Origin of the sequence: Pedobacter nyackensis, assembly GCF_032678475.1 — a bacterium.
GTDB classification, from domain to species: Bacteria; Bacteroidota; Bacteroidia; order Sphingobacteriales; family Sphingobacteriaceae; genus Pedobacter; species Pedobacter nyackensis_A.
This window is the reverse complement of sequence record NZ_JAVTSF010000007.1, coordinates 302,849-323,845: the sequence shown is the minus strand read 5'-3', so window position 1 is coordinate 323,845 and position 20,997 is coordinate 302,849. Positions and strand designations below refer to the sequence as shown.

General features: G+C 39.6%; 15 protein-coding genes. 7 read left to right on the top strand and 8 right to left on the bottom strand.

Annotated elements, in window-relative coordinates:
- Positions 1-14: 14 nt before the first annotated feature.
- The 8 genes from R2Q84_RS21215 to R2Q84_RS21180 form a co-directional block, all read right to left on the bottom strand.
- A complete protein-coding gene (locus R2Q84_RS21215; protein ID WP_316818607.1) occupies positions 15-2,825 on the bottom strand; it encodes a M16 family metallopeptidase in 2,811 nt (936 codons plus the stop codon).
- Positions 2,826-2,846: 21 nt separating this feature from the next.
- On the bottom strand, positions 2,847-4,283 hold the full coding sequence (locus R2Q84_RS21210) for a RagB/SusD family nutrient uptake outer membrane protein (RefSeq protein WP_316818606.1): 1,437 nt from the start codon (positions 4,281-4,283) through the stop codon (positions 2,847-2,849).
- Between the two features lie 11 nt (positions 4,284-4,294).
- On the bottom strand, positions 4,295-7,771 hold the full coding sequence (locus tag R2Q84_RS21205; RefSeq protein ID WP_316818605.1) for a SusC/RagA family TonB-linked outer membrane protein: 3,477 nt from the start codon (positions 7,769-7,771) through the stop codon (positions 4,295-4,297).
- A 220-nt stretch (positions 7,772-7,991) separates the two neighbouring features.
- Positions 7,992-9,125, bottom strand: a complete 1,134-nt coding sequence (locus R2Q84_RS21200) for a FecR domain-containing protein (protein ID WP_316818604.1) — start codon at positions 9,123-9,125, stop codon at positions 7,992-7,994.
- Positions 9,126-9,251: 126 nt separating this feature from the next.
- Positions 9,252-9,815 carry an RNA polymerase sigma-70 factor gene (locus R2Q84_RS21195; RefSeq protein ID WP_316818603.1) on the bottom strand — a complete coding sequence of 188 codons (564 nt, stop codon included), beginning with the start codon at positions 9,813-9,815 and terminating at the stop codon, positions 9,252-9,254.
- 220 nt (positions 9,816-10,035) lie between these two features.
- Positions 10,036-10,395 carry a c-type cytochrome gene (locus R2Q84_RS21190; protein WP_316818602.1) on the bottom strand — a complete coding sequence of 120 codons (360 nt, stop codon included), beginning with the start codon at positions 10,393-10,395 and terminating at the stop codon, positions 10,036-10,038.
- A 79-nt stretch (positions 10,396-10,474) separates the two neighbouring features.
- A complete protein-coding gene (locus R2Q84_RS21185; RefSeq protein WP_316818601.1) occupies positions 10,475-11,089 on the bottom strand; it encodes a sterol desaturase family protein in 615 nt (204 codons plus the stop codon).
- Between the two features lie 95 nt (positions 11,090-11,184).
- Positions 11,185-13,722: a BamA/TamA family outer membrane protein gene (locus R2Q84_RS21180; RefSeq protein ID WP_316818600.1), complete on the bottom strand. Its 2,538-nt coding sequence runs from the start codon at positions 13,720-13,722 to the stop codon at positions 11,185-11,187.
- A gap of 97 nt (positions 13,723-13,819) precedes the next feature.
- Here R2Q84_RS21180 and R2Q84_RS21175 point away from each other — a divergent pair, with 97 nt between their 5' ends.
- The 7 genes from R2Q84_RS21175 to pgl all read left to right on the top strand — a co-directional run bounded on the left by R2Q84_RS21175 (position 13,820) and on the right by pgl (position 20,951).
- Positions 13,820-14,755, top strand: a complete 936-nt coding sequence (locus R2Q84_RS21175) for a ring-cleaving dioxygenase (RefSeq protein WP_316818599.1) — start codon at positions 13,820-13,822, stop codon at positions 14,753-14,755.
- A 1-nt stretch (position 14,756) separates the two neighbouring features.
- Positions 14,757-15,377, top strand: coding sequence for an alpha/beta hydrolase (locus R2Q84_RS21170; protein ID WP_316818598.1), 621 nt, complete (start codon positions 14,757-14,759; stop codon positions 15,375-15,377).
- Positions 15,378-15,415: 38 nt separating this feature from the next.
- On the top strand, positions 15,416-16,417 hold the full coding sequence (locus R2Q84_RS21165; protein ID WP_316818597.1) for a 2-hydroxyacid dehydrogenase: 1,002 nt from the start codon (positions 15,416-15,418) through the stop codon (positions 16,415-16,417).
- Between the two features lie 101 nt (positions 16,418-16,518).
- On the top strand, positions 16,519-17,283 hold the full coding sequence (locus R2Q84_RS21160; protein ID WP_316818596.1) for an ROK family protein: 765 nt from the start codon (positions 16,519-16,521) through the stop codon (positions 17,281-17,283).
- A 3-nt stretch (positions 17,284-17,286) separates the two neighbouring features.
- Positions 17,287-18,702, top strand: coding sequence for an NADP-dependent phosphogluconate dehydrogenase (gene gndA / locus R2Q84_RS21155; protein ID WP_316818595.1), 1,416 nt, complete (start codon positions 17,287-17,289; stop codon positions 18,700-18,702).
- A 12-nt stretch (positions 18,703-18,714) separates the two neighbouring features.
- Positions 18,715-20,226, top strand: a complete 1,512-nt coding sequence (gene zwf, locus R2Q84_RS21150) for a glucose-6-phosphate dehydrogenase (protein ID WP_316818594.1) — start codon at positions 18,715-18,717, stop codon at positions 20,224-20,226.
- Positions 20,226-20,951, top strand: coding sequence for a 6-phosphogluconolactonase (pgl, locus tag R2Q84_RS21145; RefSeq protein WP_316818593.1), 726 nt, complete (start codon positions 20,226-20,228; stop codon positions 20,949-20,951). The genes zwf and pgl overlap by 1 nt, the downstream gene beginning before the upstream one ends.
- The last annotated feature ends 46 nt before the right edge of the window (positions 20,952-20,997 follow it).

The window sequence follows — 20,997 nt, the reverse complement described above, 5'->3', positions numbered from 1 at the left end:
AATAAGGGATGTAACTATTCTGGCCTCATGGTTACAGTAACCACGTTATTAGGTTTTATCACTTCGGCAATGAGTGCTTTTAGCTCAGCCGTATCTATCTCATTCAATATCTTTTCAGCATCCTTGTCATTATCTATTCCATTATTAGTCGCATAAGTAAACAGTATATAATGCCAATAGTTATTACTGGTTAAACGTTGAATCCGTCCTTTATTCATAAACTCGCGGCTTTTTTCAAGATCTGTTGCATCTATACCTTCTTCAGATAGCCTTTTAAGTTCCTGGTGAACTACTTTCGTTAGCTCATCCATTAACTTAGGATCTGTTTCAAAAGAAACAATCAGTTGGAGTTTCGAAACAGGTTGTTCTACAATAGAAGCCTCAGTCATAGTCGAATAAATACCTGAACGTTCGTCTCTAAGTAACTTATTAAAACGGATATCCATTATCCCTTGCAATAACCGCATTCCCATTGAGCGTCTGAACGAATATGGTGCCTCAGTGGTGTATTCAATAAATGTAGTTGCTTTTGGCGTCTCCATTTTTTGTTTAAAATCAATGGTTACCGGTCCCTTAGGATTACGTTTGCCAACATCACGCCATTGATCTTTACGATGAGTGCCATTAAGGCCACCAATGTATTTTTCAATTAAAGGCTTTGCTTTAACCAGGTCAATAGCACCGGTTAGCACGAATACGAAGTCAGCCGGATTGCCAAATGACTCTTTATACAATTCTTTAATACGGTTAAAATCAACCTTGTCAATATCATTTGGCTCAAGAATTAAATTGCTGGCCCTAAAATGACGGTTACTTCTAATATAGGTTACACTATCCTGTAAAGCAGAGAAAGGGTTTTTCTTACGTGAGACCAAATTTTCCTTAGTTTTTTGCATATCTACTTTAAAAGCTTCTTCATCGAAACGAGGCTCAGTAAAATACATATACACCAGTTTTAGCATGGTTTCGTAATCAGATGGTGTAGTTGAGCAATCAAAAGTTTCAGACAATTCCGATAAAAATGGTGTCACATATACGATTTTACCTGACAGTGCATTACTTAACTCATTAGAGTTTAATGAGCCCACTCCCGATGTCATCAATGCACTGGTCATTAACCTTGCAGAAAAATAATCTTTGTCGTTCATAACCGAATGCCCTCCCTTATTGTAAACACTCATCAGTACTTCATCTTTTTTATGTGTAGTGGGTAACACATATACTTTTGCGCCGTTAGATAAAGTCCACAAAGTAGCACCAAAAGCAATTTTCTTTTCACCAACTACCTTTCCCGGTTTCGGGGCAATCTTTGGTTCAAGCTTAGCCACAGCTTTTTCTTTGTACTTTTCAACGGATAAAGCGGACATACCTGCCAACTTCTTGACAACTAAATCACGTGAAGGAATACCTGCGGCATCATCAGTTGAAGTCACCGCAGTTACAATCACATTTTCATCGGTAAACAAACCTTTCAACATAGCGTTGGCCTGTTCCAGCGTTATCTCGTCCAATACCTTGTTAAATAACTTAAACGAAGCTTCTGCACTCAGCATCGGTGTATTTTCCAAAAAGTTATTCATGTAACTTTCAATGAATGAACCGTTTGTTTTTTTGTCTTTTTCCAGGTAACTGCGCTCCAGTCTACGTTTAAAATTAGCTTTAACCAGCGTCAGCTCCCCCTGTGTAAAGCCATACCTTTTAAACCGTTCGGTTTCTGCAAGCATCATGTCAAATGCAGGCATGATGTTGCTTACACCTGGTTTTATATCTGCCGAAACACTAAACACATCCCTATCAGCCACAAAAGAACTAAATCCATATTCCAGTCCCTTTATAGCAAAATCTTTTTTATGGGATAACTCTTCCCAGCGACTGTTCATCATCGCTGTGATTACAGCATATTTGTATCCTCTGGTATAAACATCAGCCAATTGTCTGTCTTCCCATTTAGACTGAGGGTGCTTAAACAATATACTGATTGAAGATGATGAAGCTTCTTTATCACTGTATGTACCATAAATAAGTTCTTTATTATCAGGCAAAGGATAAGCTACTTTCGGTGCAGGGTTTACGGCTTTGGGTAATTTAGAAAAGATCGCCTTGACTTTTGCTTCCATCGCATCTATATCGAAATCACCAACAATAGCAACGGCCTGCAAATCTGGCCTATACCATTTTTTGTAAAAATCGATCAGCTCCTGATGCTTAAATGTTTCAATAATCTTCATTTCACCAATTACACTTCGGCGGGCATATTTCGAATCTTTAAATAAATAGGGAGCTAGTGCCTGATTTATCCGGTGACCTATTCCTCCCCGCGATCGCCATTCTTCCTTAATTACACCACGCTCGGAATCCACGTCATCCGGACTGGCCGTAATAGATGAGGACCAGTCTGACAGCACCAACAAACAAGTATCTATAATCCCTTGTCTGCTGATAGGCACCTGGTTGATCATATACCTGGTATAATCAGTAGTAGTAGCAGCATTCAGGTTGTCGCCAAACTTAACGCCTATTTTTTCCATATAACTGGTCATGGATTTCCCTGGGAAATGTGCAAGTCCTTTAAACGCCTGATGCTCTAAAAAGTGCGCAAGCCCGTCCTGGTTATCTTCTTCCTGGATAGCGCCTATGGAATGAAAGATCTGAAAATCCGCATATCCTTTTGGATAATTGTTATGACGGATATAATAAGTTAAGCCATTTGGGAGCTTTCCAACCCGTACTTCGGGGTCTTTTGGTAAAGAAGCCTCCGATTTAATTTGGGAATAAGCGCTCAGGCCACTCATAGTCATGAGCAGCAATGCTAAAATTGATTTCATTTTTTTGTGTTTTTTAAATAGTTAGTTAAGTATCCAATCTGGGTTAAACTTTGATGCCGCTGGCCATATCTGACGTAAATAATCATCGCTGTTAGGCTGTAAAGTATATTCTTTGCCTTCAGCTACATGCTTAATTACTTTTCTAAACCTTGGGTCTTTATTCAGGCGTTTTAAATCAGGAATCCTGTTGCCGGTAAAAGCAAGTTCTCTGCGTCTTTCCTCCAAAACAAAACGCAATATCTTTTCCTGATCATTGTCAAAATCAGCTAAAGTAAATACCTTATAAACTGCTGGGTTAATGCGGTTCTTTCTTAATTTATTGACATCATCCAGTGCGCCCTGCTTATCATTTGCGCGCACCTTGCATTCCGCACGGGTAAGGTAAACTTCCGGTGTACTCAGTGCATTGTTAAAGAAATCACCACGCAAGTAAATCTTTACACCAGCAATAGCCATATAATTAAACGGTGGAGCTGGTGGCCAGCCATTTGCATAATAGAATGTCCAGCGACGGTCATCATTGGTAAATAAAGCAGTTAATTCCGGCGAAGCACAAACATCCATCCCTAAACCAAAAGGTCGTAGAAAATGACGGGACGTAAGTGTTTCAGGATGATATTGCCCATCGGGGATATCTGTCCAGCCGATTGGTGCTCCCGGTACATATGGAAATGGGGGTGGTCCTGGAATAATCACTTTATAATTATTCATATCTGCAAGGGTACTGTACAAAGCCAATGATTGGTTTGCATTTTCAAGCGCCTTTCCATACTCGCCCATGTATAAATAAACCCGGCTCAACAGGGCATATCCCGCAGCTTTATTGGATCTGAATTTGTGTATTTTACTTTTTTCAGGTAACCATTTAATCGCCTCTTCGAGATCCAGAATAATTTGGGCATAGACTTCCTTCACCGTGTTGCGACGGTGTTTTGCACTGATATCAGCAATCATTACCAATGGCACCCCTGGATCGGTAGCTGCCGTTGACGCATCATAATGTCTTGCATATACATTTACCATTAACAGATGCTCCAATGCACGTCCAAACAACCCTTCTGCTTTTACACTTCTTTTGTAGTTTTCTTCACCATCTTTTGCATCCATAATGTTATTGATGACGGTATTGAAATAGAAAATACGTTTATAAGTTTCACTCCATAAAAAGTCGTTTTCACCTTCATCAAATACATTCTTATTAAAAGTATAAATGCGTCTGCCGTTTAACTTTTGTTTCTGAAAAAGTCCATGAGGCTGCCCTTCAGGCAAAAAAGCATCATCGGTTAACAGGTCAAGAAAGTAATCGCTGTAACTTGCTACTGTGATCTCATTCAGCATATTTTCATAATCCTCCACAGTATTGGGAATCAATTGCCCCTTTGGTACTATGTCAAGATAATTCTTACATCCTGCAAACGAAGTCAGGATCAATACAAATAATAAATATTTAAATTTCATGTTCTGCAGGATTAAAAGTTAACGTTCAAACCAAACGAATACACAGGAGTTACCGGCAATGTTCTTTCAGAATAAATACTGGATTGCGCATAAGCTTCAGGATCTAAGCCCTTGTCATTTCTAAACCATTTAAAAGGATTTTGGACCTGGAACATTAGATTAGCATGGAGTTGGTCAGTTCTCTTTTTGAACAACAATTCACTAAGATCATAACCGAGTGTAATACTTCTGATTTTAATATAATCCGCTTTTAAAGTATTGATACTTGCAGCATACCACAACGATGAAAAATATGAACTGGCATTTCCATTTACATCGGGTGCCGGCATCATACCGGGTATTTTCTCATCTCCGGGCTTACGCCAGAAATTCATGGCCCTGCGATCTATATTTTGGGAAAAATTACGATTCGAAAGTACTTGTGGCACAGCATCTCTAAATACATTTCCCCCGTTGGCAATTAATGATACGTTCAGACTTATCTTTTTATAAGCGAATGAATTTTGTATACCTATTGTATAAGTAGGCCTTAAGGTACCTGCATATTCCAGTCCGTTGATATCTGTCATATTCGCCACATAACCTCCCTGTTCATCGTAATTTTTCACAACGTTTCCGTCTTTATCATACACCAGCACTGTACCATTTGTTGGATCCAACCCAGCCCATTTAAAATTAAACAGACTACTCATTGGATAACCTAACTTTTCAATTCCGTCCCCTGAAGTATAACCATAAACAGTGTTGTGCTGCGTATTAATTTCAGTCATCTTATTTTTATTATAACTGAAATTTAAACGCGTATTCCAGATAAACTGCCCATGTCTGATATTTACCGTATTTAATCCGAGTTCAAAACCACGATTATATAAGCTGCCATAATTAATCAATGCAGATTGGAACGAATTTGTCGGATCAATATCTCTATAGCCGAGCAAATCTGTTGTTTTACGTCCGTAAAGGTCTATACTTCCCGATATACGATCTCCAATCAAAGAAAAATCGAGTCCAACATTGGTTACCGCAGTACGCTCCCACCTCAAAGTTTTATTGGGTGGCGATGTAATACGGGTAGCCATTGCACCAGCTTCCGGATTATAGATGATATCTGCCTTCAGATAAGGGCCAACAGCTTTGGCTACATTTCCGTTTAAACCATAGGTAGCGCGCAGACTAAGGTTATTTATCCATTTAATGTTCTTCATAAATGATTCCTTAACAATTTGCCAGCTTGCCCCCACACTCCACAGTGGTAAATGGCGATATTTAGGATCTGTTCCAAACAAGTTAGAGTCGTCAATTCTTACACTCCCGGTAAAGTTATACTTACCATCGTAGCTATGTCCAACATTGGCATACACAGAGACAAACCGATCTTCAGGAGCCGAAAAATGATTGTATTGGGCTTCATCATAACGAAAATCACCATTTAAGCCTTCCGTGCCTTTAATCAGCGCTAAACTATCCGCATTAACAGGTACATATTTTAAATTCGTGTCATCATATCCCATGCGATGTACGGAAGTTGAAGTACTGACCACCCGTCTTTGCTCTACCCCCATTAATGCCGTGGTATGGTGTTTCGGTGCGACTTCCTTGTCAAAATTAGCCTGTGCACGAGCCGTATATCCAGTCCAGTCTCCTCTAGTCTCATAAATCTGTCCACCATAAGGCACTTGTCGTTTTCCATCTACTACTGTAGTTGCTTCATTTACCATATTCCTCACCAGAAAGGAATTCTTCTTATAATAGCTTTTACTATAGTTACTGCCATTTTCTATCTGATATTGAAGTTGAAGCGATAAGCCATCCATCAGTTTTGCTTTCAAATTACCATTAAACCGTAAGTAATTTGATCTACCCGTGCCTTCATACTGGTCTATTTCCCGCAGTGGATTATAACTTTCGTCCAACATGCCCAGTCCTTTCAAACGATTAATTTCGTAATCTGATTTGCGATAGTTCCAATTGCTGATTGCCCCATTTTCATCCTTCAGTACCTCATAAGGCATTGCCGACCGATAATATCCCAATCCGTTGATAGCTGCACTTTTCGATTTACTCAGATTTGCATTTGCACCTAAGCCAAGTTCCAGCCATTTTTTTATATTAATGTAATCAAGCAAACCCAGGTTCACTTCATCACTGTTACCTCCTTTTGCATATCCTCTGTTACCAATATAGTTTAATGATACCCGATAAGTATTGATGTCATTACCACCATAACTGGTCACATAGTGTTGTTGTTTAATCGACTGCTGTAGCAAAAGATCTTTAATCTGTGCCTTGTTGTCCAGGCCCCTTAAGCGGTTTAATGTTGTGGTCAGCTGTGCGTCAGTCAACGTCCCTTCTTCATGTGAATACAAGGCTTCCAGTGCCTTTGGCATAGCCGAACGTTTCAGATAATCACTATAAACTGGATGCCCCAGATTAAATAGTTCCTCCTGCAGATCAACAGTCTCTTTCGAGTTCATAAAATTATAATAACTCATGTCGGGTAGAGGTGTAATAAACAAATTGCTATTTACAGCTACTTTTGCTTTTCCTGAAGTACCTTGTCTGGTTGTAATCACAATTACACCATTTGCGGCCCTACTCCCATAAATTGAAGCGGCTGCTGCATCCTTTAATATCGTAATGCTTACCACATCAGCAGGGTTAAGGAAATTAATGCTCCCTTCGTAAGGAAAACCATCCACAACATATAAAGGTGACTGGTCTCCATAAAGTGTAGACACACCTCTGATGTTTACATTACCATTTTTCATAAACAACCCAGGTACCGAACCTTCTATCCTTTGTATCAGATTGGTTTCCATCCTACTTTTCAGTACACTTTGCGGTACCGTACTAAAAGAGCCCGTAACCCGTTCTTTAGGTAAAGTCTGGTACCCCGTACTCACCATTACCTCCTCCAGTGCACTACTTGCCGGAACCAGCCGTATGTTAGAAAGATCCGCGTTCGCCTTAACTTCTCTCGTTTCGTACCCCAGGAAAGAGATAAGTAACGTTGCATTTTCATCTACATTTGTAAATTCAAACACTCCATTTTCATTGGTCATTACCACCCTGTTGCCATTTTTAATTCTGATAGATGCGCCTGCCAAGGGGTTTGCATTTTCATCCAATATCCTCCCCTTTACAGTGATAGCCTTAAAATATCCACGGATCATGTCAAGAAGTGTCTCTTCCTTCCGTTTAATCACTACCGTTTTATCCTTAATAGTATAGGTAAAATTCTGTCCTTCCATTAAGGTGTTTAATGCCTCCCTCAGACTTACTTTATTTAGTTTAACGTTTACCCGTTTGGCATCTTTCAGCATCGGGGTATTGTAAACAATATAATAACCACTTTGAGCTTCCAATGCAGTAAACACATCTTTTAATGAAGCATTTTTTTCTGATAACGTAATTCTTTGCGCATACGAGGAAGCCGTAACCTGCATACAGGCCATGGCAATAAAAAAAGCGATAAGGTTAATTCGCATAATTATTTTCCGAGAGCATTTTATCCACACACGCGATTTTTGGTCGACATGTATGGCATGTTGGTTCACAGTATAAGAATTCATACTTTTGTTTGGTCTGGTTGTTCAATCGATATATTAGTTCAAGCAATATTTTGAGTAAAGCCAGATATAGATCAGGTTCCGATTCGCAGTCGGTTCCTGATTATTTTATTCTGCTTCACCGTTATTTTTGTAATGTTTATGGCATAACGATGATCCTCCTTCCTTCTATTTTAAACTCTATGGCCCCTGTTAATTGCAAAATATGAAGGACTTCCGAAACGTTACTGTAACGGGAAACTTTCCCATTAAAAATCTTATCCGTCATTTTCCCTTCATACTGTATATCTACATCATACCACCTGGATACTTTCTTTAAAATACGCTCAATGTTCTCGTCATTAAATTTGAAATAGCCATTTTTCCAGGCTACAGACTCTTCTATATCGGCAGCTCCTATTTTTAATCCATTGTAAGACATCAACGACTGCTGCCCGGGCTTAAGTACAATATCTTTTCCAGCAACAGTACCATTAATTCGTACACTTCCCTCCAGCAAAGTCGTTTTAATAATCGCTTCATCAGCATAAGCGTTCACATTAAAATGTGTACCCAATACCTGTAGTTCCTGCATACCAGACTTCACTTTAAACGGTCTGTCCGGATCTTTTGCTACCTCAAAATAACCTTCACCCTTAAGCTCTACTGTACGTTCGTGTCCGGTAAATACTGCCGGATAACGCAAAGATGAAGATGCGTTGAGCCATACCTGGGTACCATCAGGTAATTTAATCTGATATTGCCCGGCTCTGGGTGTTTCTATGGTATTGAATAGATTAGCATCACGCTTATTACCTGATTTTCCAACCACATTATAAATCAGCTGTCCATCTTTGGTTTTAGTGATACTTATACCAGCTTGCTTAGCCACTTCTCCGTTAATCGCATCAGTAAGTGATATTTTTGAGCCATCAGCCAAAGTTAAAAATGCTTTGTTCCCTCCAGGTTTAATATCATTGGCAAACTGTTGCTGCTTATTTGTAGCCTGAAAATTACTATAAAAATAAAGGCCGGCACTCATGCAAATCAAAACTGCGGCAGCCACTCCAATTAGCCGCCAGCTGTAAGTTTTTACCGGGTTAATAACTATTTTATGAAAAGGGAATGCCTGATCAAGCTCGTTTAATGCAGCAGCAAAATCATCATTATCCTTTAAAGAAGGATTTAATTTTGCCTGATGATTGTACCAGCTTTCCAGATCAGCCTGCTCTTGCGGACTAAGCTTACCCTGGCTATATCGGTCTAAAAGTTCTTTTGCTTCTTTAGTTTTCATCAGTATATAATGTTCTTTTATCAATTATGAAGCGATCATAGTCAATGCTCTCTTCTTACACCTAAAAGAAAATAATCCCCTTTATATAGGTAAGACGGACAAGTAAGAACCTGGTAGTACTGTGAATTAAAAAAAAGTAAATAAAATATTAATTTTAAGTCTGAGAATCTTTATCGCCTTGCCTACCTGCTTTTTAACAGTCTTATCAGAAATCTTTAGTTGGATGGCGATTTGTTTGTGGGAAAGATCCTGTTGCCTGCTCAACTCAAATACTTCCCGCATTTTAGGAGGCATCAAACTGATTTCGGTTTCAATTATGGTCTTAAGTTCTTTTTCCCGGATCTGGTTATCCGTTACCGACTCTCCGCTATCTATAAAATCCTGCAGGCTATCCGTATACCTGGAAACAACTTTGTGATGGGCAATAACATCCAAAATCCGGTTTCTCGTTGCCCCATATAAATAAGCCGAAAGTGTTGTTTTAATGACTAGGTTTTCCCTGCTTATCCAGATCGCCGCAAAAAGCTCCTGCACCACATCCCTTGCATCCTCTTTGTTCTGGATCATACGGTAAGCATGAAGATATAAAACGCCTTTATATCGATTGTAGATTTCAGCAAATACAGCCTCATTGCCCGACTTTAACAAGCCTGCTAACTCATGATCTGAAAAGCTGCTATATGATTCCATGAAACCTAAACTGCTGATTTTTTACGTCACCTGACCAGGAAAAAACCTGAGGCTAACATCGTAAATCTAAATAATTTAATTTATAAACTATCTTTTTAAACAGATATTCTCTACTATTAAACAACAAGAACTTAGTCTAAATTGTCCATAAAAAAATGCCTTACTTAAACCGTTGAGTTTCGGAATAAATAAAGCATTTCTCAAAATGAGATTTACAGATTTATTTTTTTGCTGGTGAAAGCGAAAGTATGTATTTCACCATTTTCTTGGCATCAACCAGAGTAACATTCGGATGTGCAGCCATAGGGATTTGCCCCCATACTCCGCTACCTCCTTTAATTACTTTTCCAGCTAACAATGCAACATTTGCATCCGTAGCTGGATATTTTTTACCAATTTCTGCGTATGATGGGCCTACCAATTTACCATCAGGCTTGTGGCAAGCGAAACAATCTGACTTAGAGATCAGCAATTTACCTGCTGCTACATCTTTTCCCTGATCTTTAGACTGACTTTTAGCTACTCCGCTAACGAATATTCCGATAGCCAAAACGCTTGAAAAAATTAAAGTTCTTTTCATTGTGTGTGTAATTAGGATTATGTGTCGGGCTAAAATTAAAATATTTATAAATACTAAGGCAATATATTTGTAAATATTTTTATTTTTTTAAAAAGTCTGACCCAAAAATCCTATCCCACAATGCTGATGTTACCCCGTATCCCCTCGTCGAATCGTCGTAATGATGTAACATGTGGTGTTGCTTGATTTTCTTCCATATACCATTTTTAAACTGTGCGTGGTGCAACATATAATGTGTCATATCATAAAACAGATACCCCAGTATAAAGCCCGCAAAAAATCCGTCCAGTAAGTTTACTGGCAACATCCATTTGAAAAGAAAATAAAATGCAGCTGCCAGCGGAATACTTGCTGATGGCGGCATCACCAGTCTTTGCGCATCATTAGGATAATCGTGGTGTACACCATGAAATATAAAATGAATACGTTTCCCCCATTCAGAGGAAGGATAAAAATGAAAAACGAAGCGGTGCAGCACATACTCCGTCAGCGTCCAGATCAACAAGCCCAGCACAAGATGAGCTAGGAACATCAAAACCCCATTCGTTTGAACAGAAGCCCAAAAAAAATATAAAATTACTGGTATATAGACAATTAAAGGTACGTAATATGGTACTTTAGATAATGCCTCGAACAAAGGATTTTTAAACATCCTTATCGATTCCTGGGAGTTGGATACAAAATTCTTTTTCATAATTAACTAATTCTGCTGCCTGATAAAAGGAAACGCTAAATTACAGCTTTTCTTATTTCCCCAAAACGGCTATTTATTGAAATTTGGTCATAATTTTAATATCTGAATTTCATCGATACATAAGGATACCAACCTTCGCTGGAATGCCCCATTACAAAACGTAACACAGCTAATGATGCAGGTGCGAAATAAATACCACCACCATAGCCCTGGTGCCAAACGTTCGATCGCTCTTCCTTTCGCCACACCCTGCCTATATCATGAAAACCAATAAGTCCAACCTGACCAGGAATGATGTAGTTGATAAAATCTGTTACTTTAACTCTCAATTCCAGGTTATTGTACAAACTATGTTGTCCGCCAAACCTGAATTCCCGATAACCAAGTAAATTCCCCTGTCCACCCAAAAACTGAGACTGATAAAATGCCTGTTTACCAAAGGTCAAACCACCACCAATTCTATCTGCCAGTATAATCCCTTTCTTTTTACTGATCGGCTGATAAGCGGAAAAGGCAGCCGTAAACTGAACAACAGAATTCGAAAATGAATTAAGCCCCTTGTACGCGGTAAACCGGGTATCCAGATATGTACCTGTAGCAGGTAAAATATCACTGTTCCGGTTGTTATTGATATAGTTAACCGTCAATCCGGCATAAGCTTTATCTTTCGTCATCACCGCACTATCTGCAGAGTTCAGCTCATTCACCTGTTCTATAAACCTACCGTTGTTATCATCCCTATTGTATCTAAAATACTGAAAAGAAGGGCCTACACTTATGGCCGACTTAGCTGTTGTCCACCTCAAAGCCGGATCAAATTGATACAAACTAAACCGCGCACGATAATAACGTACAAAATCTCCTGTTTTATGAAATGATGTTTCGTTACCCAAGCCATAAAAATTCTGAGAATTCTCTGGCACAAATACATCTGCACGCAGCGTAATATCTGCCTTTCCTAAAACCCTGAATAATTCGGCATTGTAATTAAACCGGAAGCCCTCAGTTGCAAAAGAGTGCAGGAAAGAAAAGGAATGTATGCTACCATAAGGCAATTTTCTAAATCCCGGCTGCACGATTTTATAAGAAAGCCCAAGCAATAGCCGATCGTCAATATTATAACCTGCATTCAAGAGTAAAGTTCTTCGAGTATATAGATCTGTAGGTATAAAATGTGTGTTAGCAGTATCGCTGTCAAATTGCTTATTTACCATAGCCGTATTACCGCTAAGTTTCACATTATCATCCATCCCATAAACCTGCACCCTCCTGAACGAATTTTCGATATGGTATTTTTTCTCTCCCGCTACCCCTATTATCTTTAATTTTATGGATGAAGTCCTATTGTTTAACAGCAAACTATCATTTCCATCTTTAACATATAACCTGATTTCGTGGGTAACTGCGGGATCAAATGTCCTGTTAAAAATCAGCTCTTTAATCGAACCATCTTTTGTTATTTTATGAATGGCAATAGTTAAGCCCTTGCCTTCAGCATCCTTAACCGATACGTATTCATTTTTATTGGTAGCCTGTACATCTACAATTCTATTTATAAAATGATAATACTTATTCATCATTTCAGGCAGTTTTGCACGTCTTTCCTTTAATTGCGCCAAAAGCCGGTCATGCCGAAGGGAGTAGCCCGGCTCCGGTAACTTCTTCAATGCCCTCTCCATAACTTCATCGGTTATCGAAGCACAGAATTCATTTACAATAACAGTCCATTGCGCTTCGTCTATCCCAGAAAACCACTTGCTGTAAAGTACTCTTCCTTCCCAAAAAAACCAATTGATATCCGGCAGGTTCCGTTCATACCCCTGAATCATTGGCAATAACCAGGAAGCCTGCGCGTAGCGAGGGATTAAACCTTCGGACAAATAAAAAACCTGGTCCCTATCACGCGGAATAGGCTGATATAGAGTTGTACCGTTCTCCTGCTTAATTGGCTTCCAACGCCACTGGTCTTCGTGCCTGTCCCAATCTCCCAATAAGGCATCCAAAGCTTTTGCCTTTAAAAATAACGGGCCATCATAAGTATTGTAGTGATTATCGTTCAGCTTACGCATCATTTTCTCCGAATTATCGGTATCCCCAGCAGGCTCTCTTTCTTCCAATAAACAAAGTGTGTTTGCAAACACACTTGTATATTCTCCCAATTTTTCATCGGGTATCACCCAACCAATCATCGGATCGCTGTGTGGTATGCCGGCAGCTTCCGCAATATCTGGCACTACCAGTGCTGAAAAAGGGTTTTGGGCCGACATATTATCCTTCACTACTTCACCGGCAAAAGTTTTTCGAAAAATGGCTGGCAAAAGTATTTCAGGAAACTTCTCAACGCTTCGTAGCACCCATTCCTTACCTTGAGCATCCACTAACCTTAAAGAATGGGACTGGTTTCCACCTCCCCGCTGCGTAGGTGTCAATCCTCCTTTAATTACCGAAATCTTAATCAACGGAACCCTAACGGGCATAGCGTATTCCTTACGGTAATTCTCTCCGAAAAGAAACCGGTGGAACTTACCTACACGATCATACTTCGGATAAATACTCACGGTAACAGAATCTTGCGCCCTAACCATCAGCATACCTGCAACGAAAAAAATAAGGGAGAGGAAAAATTTAGTCATACCAAAAATATCTTATATAAAGCTACGCATTTCTTATTCTATGGTAAGATTTTTAAAACCTATAGCCCGTAATTTTGTGGTAATTAAAAACAAGGTTATGAAAAATGAAATTTTAGGCATCCATCACATTACTGCAATAGCCGGCAATGCAAAAAGAAATTATGATTTCTATACTGGTATTCTGGGTTTAAGGCTAATTAAAAAAACCGTAAATTTTGACGATCCACATACCTATCACTTTTACTATGGAGATGAAAAAGGAACTCCTGGTAGTATTTTAACATTCTTCCCATGGGAAGGAATCCAAACGGGCAGAAGAGGTACAAAACAAGTAACCGAAATTGGCTATAGTGTTCCTGCCGGAAGTTTGGAATTCTGGCAAAACCGATTGGAAGCACATAACGTGATCTACAATAAACCTGCGGTTAAATTCGGTGAACGTTACCTTACTTTCTTAGATCCTGATGGCTTAAAATTTGAGTTAACTGAAGCTAAAGTAAAAGATAACCGGGCACAATGGGCAACTGATGCTGTGAACAAAGCCCATGCAATCCATGGCTTTCACCACATTACCATTACCACCAATAAAATGGAAGGAACTGCAGCAGTTTTAACACATATATTTGGTTACAAGTTAGCCGAATCGGAAGTTAACCGCCATAGGTTTATTACGGACGCGGTTGAGCAGGCAGCGATTGTTGACCTCGTTGAAGCACCCGGAGAAGCCATAGGCCATGTTGGAGGAGGTTCCGTGCACCACGTTGCATTTAGAGTAAAAGACGAAGCTACCTTAATGTATTTCAGAGATAAAATTGTGGAACTGGGATTAAACATCACAGAAAAAATAGACCGTAATTACTTTTACTCTCTGTATTTCCGTGAACCGGGAGGTGTACTTTTTGAAATCGCGACCGACAATCCGGGCTTTACTGTTGATGAATCACTGGAAGAATTGGGCAGCAACTTAAAATTACCTGCACAATACGAGAGCATCAGAGAAGAAATAGAAGGCATTTTACCTCAATTAAGTTAACATGTACACACATCAAAAAAATATCATTACTGCCGGGGTTCCGGTAGCGGAGGCTAAAAAAGCAATTATATTTATTCATGGAAGAGGAGCATCTGCAGAAGATATCCTCTCCCTTAATACCTATTTTGGAATAGCTGACGCTGCGCTTTTTGCGCCTCAGGCCACCAATAATAGCTGGTATCCCTATAGTTTTATGGCTCCGGTAAAGGAAAACCAGCCTGCATTGGATTCAGCCCTTGGCTTGATAAAAAACCTGGTTGCTGATATTGAAAGCGCAGGTATTCCACAGGAAAAGATTTACTTTGTAGGCTTCTCACAAGGTGCCTGCCTGACATTAGAATACATAACCAGACATGCAGGTAAATATGGGGGTGCAATCGCGTTTACCGGTGGACTGATTGGCAAGGAGATCAACATGCAAAATTATAAAGGAAGCTTTAAACAAACCCCGGTATTTATCAGTACGGGTGATCCTGACCCACATGTACCAGTTTCAAGAGTATCAATCACCGAAGGTATTATGCAAAAAATGGGGGCAAATGTGACGGTAAAGATCTATCCGGGCAGACCTCATACCATTACCAAAACCGAAATAGAATTAGCAAAAAAGTTAGTATTTTAGCGGCATACCCTACGGCATTATAAATAGCAGCTCAATATATGAAAATAGCATTCTTTTCCGCAAAACCATACGACAAAACATTTTTCAACAAATATAATGAAGCGCATGGCTTCGAACTGGAATTCTGGGAAACACACCTGGGACCACATGTGGTGAATGCGATAACAGAGGGAACTGAAGTAGTCTGCGTATTTGTAAACGATAAACTTACTGCTGAAGTTATTGACATCATGGCCGCTAAAGGCGTTAAAATAATTGCCCTGCGCTGTGCAGGTTTCAATAATGTAAACCTGGACAGGGCTAAAGAACATGGCATCAGGATCTGCAGGGTCCCGGCATATTCTCCCGAAGCGGTTGCAGAACATGCCGTAGCCATGCTGCTTACTTTAAACAGAAAAACACACAAGGCTTACAACCGTGTGCGCGAGCAGAACTTCTCGCTCAATGGGCTGTTAGGTTTCAACCTCCATGGTCGTACAGTTGGCGTAATCGGAACAGGGAAAATAGGTAAAGCTTTTTGCAAAATTATGTTAGGCTTTGGCTGTAAAATTCTGGCCTACGACATTTTTGAAGATGAAACTTTAAAAAAAGATGGGGTACAGTACCTTCCCTTTGTTGAAGTATTAAACCAATCAGATATATTGTCGCTTCATTGTCCGCTTACAATAGAGAATCACTACCTGATCAATGAAAGTACCATTACCAAAATGAAAAAAGGTGTCACCATCATCAACACCAGTCGTGGTGGCCTACTCAACACACATGATGTCATTCAAGCTTTAAAAGCCGGACATATCGCTTACCTGGGAATAGATGTCTACGAACAGGAAGAAAAACTATTTTTTAAAGACCTTTCAGCATCTATTATTGAGAATGATGAAATTCAGCGTTTAATGAGTTTTCCAAATGTACTGGTAACCGGTCACCAGGCTTTTTTCACTGAAGAAGCACTTTCGCAAATCGCTTCAATTACGTTAAACAGCATTGACCACCTCATTAATGGTTCATTACCAACAGATCAATCCGTATTATTAGTGTAAAGAGTACAACAATCGGCAATTGTATAGATGAATATTGCACATAATTTTGTTATTTTGAAGGATATTAACGAACAGGCCATTTTTTATTCAAAAAACAAAACATGCCAGTTACCAAAAAAGAAGAGAACGACACTAACATTTTATCTATTGATATTGGTGGCACCAGCATTAAAGCCTGTGTTTTAAATTCAAAAGGCGATCTGCTTTCCGAGTTCACAAAAGTGCCGACTCCGGTTAAATCTACTCCAGAAGCTGTACTAAAATGTGTTAAGGAGCTTGTCGCGACACTTAATCAACCCTTCGAAAGAGTTTCTATAGGTTTTCCCGGTTACGTAAAAAACGGAAAAGTGCAAACCGCGGCAAACCTGGCAAAAAACAAATGGACCGATGTAGACCTTGCCCAACAGGTAAGTGATATATTCGGGAAACCGGTAAGGCTTATAAATGATGCCGATCAGCAAGCCCTGGGTATAGTTACAGGCAAAGGTTTTGAAATTGTATTTACAGTAGGTACGGGTTTCGGAACCGCACTTGTTTTTGATGGAGAATTGCTTCCTCACCTCGAGCTGGCACACCTCCCTATTACCAAAACCAAAGACTATGATGACTACATAGGGACCAAAGCTTTCGAAAAAATTGGTAAAGAAAAATGGAATGAGCGTTTAGCGCGCATCATTGAAATCTATAAAACAGTATTCAATTACGATACGCTATACATCGGTGGTGGTAATTCCAAGCACATTACGCTTCGGCTCGACCACAATATTCATCTTGTGACTAATAAAGACGGGATAAAAGGTGGAGCAAAACTATGGGAGCTGGAAGAGAAATATCACGTTTTCACTATCCATCCCGCTAAAAAATAGACAATGGACAACAAATATACTTTAGGAATGATAGGCCTTGGCACTATGGGCCGCAATTTATTGCTTAACATGGCCGATAATGGTTTTGCCGTAACAGGTTACGACAAAGATGCAAGGATGCTTCAAAAACTTGAAGAAGATGGAAAAGCCCATAACTTAAAAGGCTTCGCTTCTTTGGAAGATTTTATACAGAGTTTAGAATTGCCAAGAAGGGTAATGCTATTGGTACCCGCTGGTCAGATTGTAGACAGTGTAATTCAGGAACTTGTTCCTTTGCTGGATAAAGGTGACATGATCATCGACAGTGGAAACTCGCATTTCACCGATACCAGCAGAAGGGCTACTGAGCTTTCTGAGCAAGGTATCCACTTTTTCGGAATGGGTATTTCTGGTGGTGAAGAGGGTGCACGTTTCGGTCCCAGCATGATGCCAGGTGGCGACAAAACTGCTTACAACGCAGTTAAACCAATCCTTGAAGCAGTATCTGCTAAAGTTAAAGGTGATCCTTGTGTTGCTTACATCGGTCCGGGCGCTTCTGGTCATTTTGTAAAAATGGTACACAACGGTATTGAATATGCCATCATGCAAATTCTTGCCGAAACCTATTACCTTCTTAAAAATGGAATGGGTTACGATAATGATAAAATATACAATACCTTCAAAAAATGGAACGAAGGCCGGTTACAGTGTTTTCTGCTGGAAGTAACCAGAGATGTGTTTTTAGTTAAAGACGAAAAATCTGGCGGTTACTTAATTGATGTCATCCGAGATGAAGCCAAATCAAAAGGTACCGGTAAATGGACTTCACAGGTTTCTATGGACCTGCAGACACCTATTCCAACGATCAACGAAGCAGTAAGCTCCAGAGATCTTTCTAAATTCAAACAATTACGTATTGCCCTAGCTGCTGCCCTTCCACACGCTGCAGAGCAAATCAGCAACCCTGAAGAATTTGAAGTACAATTGGAACAGGCACTTTATTTTGCCATGATTACTTGTTATGCGCAGGGCTTACATTTACTTACTCAAGCTTCTACAGAATTTAAATACGAACTGAACTTACAGGAAATCTCACAGATCTGGCGTGGTGGATGTATCATCAGAGCGGTATTACTGGAAGATATTTACCAGGCTTATAAAAAAACACCTGATCTGGCTCATTTATACGCCGACTCAGATATACAAAGTCAGCTAAAAGACATCCTGCCAGGTACCAGAAAAGTAATTGGTAATGCCATTCAAAATGGCTTTGCTATTCCAGCGCTGGCTTCTGCGCTGACCTATTATGATGCATTAAGAACCGCAAATTCACCACTTAATTTAACACAGGCACAGAGAGATTTCTTTGGTGCCCATACTTTTGAACGTACGGATGAGGCTGGAATTTTCCATGCCGACTGGAATTCGAATAATTTGTAAAAACCCCTTATAATGAAGACAAGTATCAACCTTAGCCCAACCATTATCGTAATTTTTGGTGGTACCGGTGATTTAAATCTGCGCAAACTTGCGCCTGCTCTTTACAATCTTTATGCTGAAGGCTATATGCCTGAAAAGTTTGCCATTGTTGGTACAGCAAGAAGACCACTTACCGACGAAAATTTTAGGGAAACCCTGATGAATGGGATTAACAGTTTCTCTCGTACTGGTAAAGTAAATAAGGATAAATGGGATAATTTTTCTCAGCACATTCATTATAAGCCAACTGATGTTAAGGATTCGGCATCTTTTGATGAACTTAAAGTAACTGTTGACGCATTTAAAAACGAGTTCGGCCCAACCACACAAATCTTGTTTTACCTGGCTGTATCTCCAGATCTTTTCCCTTCTATAGCTAAACGTTTAGCTAAATTCAAGATGGCAGAAAATGAAGATAACTGCCGCATTGTAGTAGAAAAGCCTTTTGGTAAAGACCTTGAAACTGCTCGTGAGCTGAATGCACTATTAAAAGAACGTTTCAAAGAAAAACAAATCTATAGAATTGACCATTATCTGGGTAAGGAAACTGTTCAGAACATCATGGCTTTCCGTTTTGCCAACTCATTTTTAGAGCCGCTTTGGAACAGAAATTTCATCGATCACGTACAGATCTCGGTAACTGAACAATTGGGAGTAGGCGATCGTGGTGGTTATTACGATGGCTCTGGTGCATTGCGTGATATGATTCAGAACCACTTGTTACAATTGTTATGTATCATTGGTATGGAAACCCCGATTAACTTCGATGCGGATGAAATCAGGGATAAAAAGGTAGATGTATTAAAGGCTATGCGCCCATTCTCTGCCGAAGATATCCGTTTCAATACGGTACGCGGACAATATACAAAGGGCTGGATAAAAGGTGATGAAGTACCTGGATACCGCTCTGAAAAAGATGTGGATGACGACTCTAATACTGAGACCTTTGCTGCAATTAAATTTTTTGTCGACAACTGGCGCTGGAAAGGTATTCCTTTCTATATCCGCACCGGAAAACGTCTTGCGCAAACCTCTTCACTCATCACCATTCAGTTTAAAGATGTACCACACCAGGTATTCCCTGAAGCTGTTGCTGAACACTGGCAGCAAAACAGGCTGATTATCAGCATCCAGCCGGAAATGAGTATCCGTTTACAGGTTCAAGGTAAAAGACCGGGATTAGATATGATCCTTAACCCTGTAGATATGGTATTCGATTACAAAGGCACTTATACTACAGAATCGCCAGAAGCTTATGAAACCTTATTATTAGATGTAATGACCGGAGATCAAACGCAATTTATGCGTGCAGATCAGGTAGAAATTGCATGGGAATTGTTAATGCCTGTAATCAATGCATGGGAGACTAAAAAATCATTGAGCTTCCCTAATTATACTGCAGGTTCATGGGGGCCGGAAGATGCCGAGGCATTGATCGCGAGAGATGGTTTCCATTGGTTTACCCTACCATTAAACAAAGAATAATGAATTTATTGATATATAAAACACAGAACGAATTACTGGAAGATCTTGCTGCTTATATCATCAAAATAGCAAACAAAGCAATTGATGAGCAAGACCGCTTTAACTTTGTACTAACTGGTGGTAACTCGCCAAAAGCATTGTACGAAATGCTTGCCACTACCTATAAAGATAAAATAGACTGGACAAAAGTATATTTCTTTTTTGGTGACGAGCGCAATGTAATGCCAACCCACGAAAGTTACAATGGCCTGATGGCGAAAAAAGCGATCCTTGATCCTTTGAATATCCCGGCCGATCAGATCTTTTATGTAGATACCAACTTAGCTCCTGAAAAAGCAGCTATTGAATACAATAAAGCGATCGTAAAACACTTTGAAGGTGCAGACCTGGTATTTGACCTGATTTTACTGGGCATGGGCGATGACGCACATACTGCATCTTTATTTCCGGGAACAACTATCCTGAATAATAAAAATGTGGAAATTGATTCTGTATACGTTGAAAAGCTTTCTACTTACAGGATCACCTTTACTGCTCCTTTAATCAATAAGGCTAAAAATATAGCCTTCCTTGTATTTGGAAAAAACAAAGCAGAAGCAGTTAAACATGTGATAGAGAGCAAAAAAAGAAATACAAAACTTTATCCTGCACAACTGGTGAACCCAATTGACGGTGGCGTAACGTGGTTTTTAGACGACGAAGCTGCAAGCTTACTTGATAATTAGTAGTTTATTTCAGTATCTAAAATGGGCTGTATCGTCGTGATACAGC

Bases quoted from the DNA above. Each gene is read 5' to 3' on its own strand.
- R2Q84_RS21215 (WP_316818607.1), bottom strand. From the start codon at position 2,825: ATGAAATCAATTTTAGCATTGCTGCTCATGACTATGAGTGGCCTGAGC.
- R2Q84_RS21210 (WP_316818606.1), bottom strand. From the start codon at position 4,283: ATGAAATTTAAATATTTATTATTTGTATTGATCCTGACTTCGTTTGCA.
- R2Q84_RS21205 (WP_316818605.1), bottom strand. From the start codon at position 7,771: ATGCGAATTAACCTTATCGCTTTTTTTATTGCCATGGCCTGTATGCAG.
- R2Q84_RS21200 (WP_316818604.1), bottom strand. From the start codon at position 9,125: ATGAAAACTAAAGAAGCAAAAGAACTTTTAGACCGATATAGCCAGGGT.
- R2Q84_RS21195 (WP_316818603.1), bottom strand. From the start codon at position 9,815: ATGGAATCATATAGCAGCTTTTCAGATCATGAGTTAGCAGGCTTGTTA.
- R2Q84_RS21190 (WP_316818602.1), bottom strand. From the start codon at position 10,395: ATGAAAAGAACTTTAATTTTTTCAAGCGTTTTGGCTATCGGAATATTC.
- R2Q84_RS21185 (WP_316818601.1), bottom strand. From the start codon at position 11,089: ATGAAAAAGAATTTTGTATCCAACTCCCAGGAATCGATAAGGATGTTT.
- R2Q84_RS21180 (WP_316818600.1), bottom strand. From the start codon at position 13,722: ATGACTAAATTTTTCCTCTCCCTTATTTTTTTCGTTGCAGGTATGCTG.
- R2Q84_RS21175 (WP_316818599.1), top strand. From the start codon at position 13,820: ATGAAAAATGAAATTTTAGGCATCCATCACATTACTGCAATAGCCGGC.
- R2Q84_RS21170 (WP_316818598.1), top strand. From the start codon at position 14,757: ATGTACACACATCAAAAAAATATCATTACTGCCGGGGTTCCGGTAGCG.
- R2Q84_RS21165 (WP_316818597.1), top strand. From the start codon at position 15,416: ATGAAAATAGCATTCTTTTCCGCAAAACCATACGACAAAACATTTTTC.
- R2Q84_RS21160 (WP_316818596.1), top strand. From the start codon at position 16,519: ATGCCAGTTACCAAAAAAGAAGAGAACGACACTAACATTTTATCTATT.
- gndA (WP_316818595.1), top strand. From the start codon at position 17,287: ATGGACAACAAATATACTTTAGGAATGATAGGCCTTGGCACTATGGGC.
- zwf (WP_316818594.1), top strand. From the start codon at position 18,715: ATGAAGACAAGTATCAACCTTAGCCCAACCATTATCGTAATTTTTGGT.
- pgl (WP_316818593.1), top strand. From the start codon at position 20,226: ATGAATTTATTGATATATAAAACACAGAACGAATTACTGGAAGATCTT.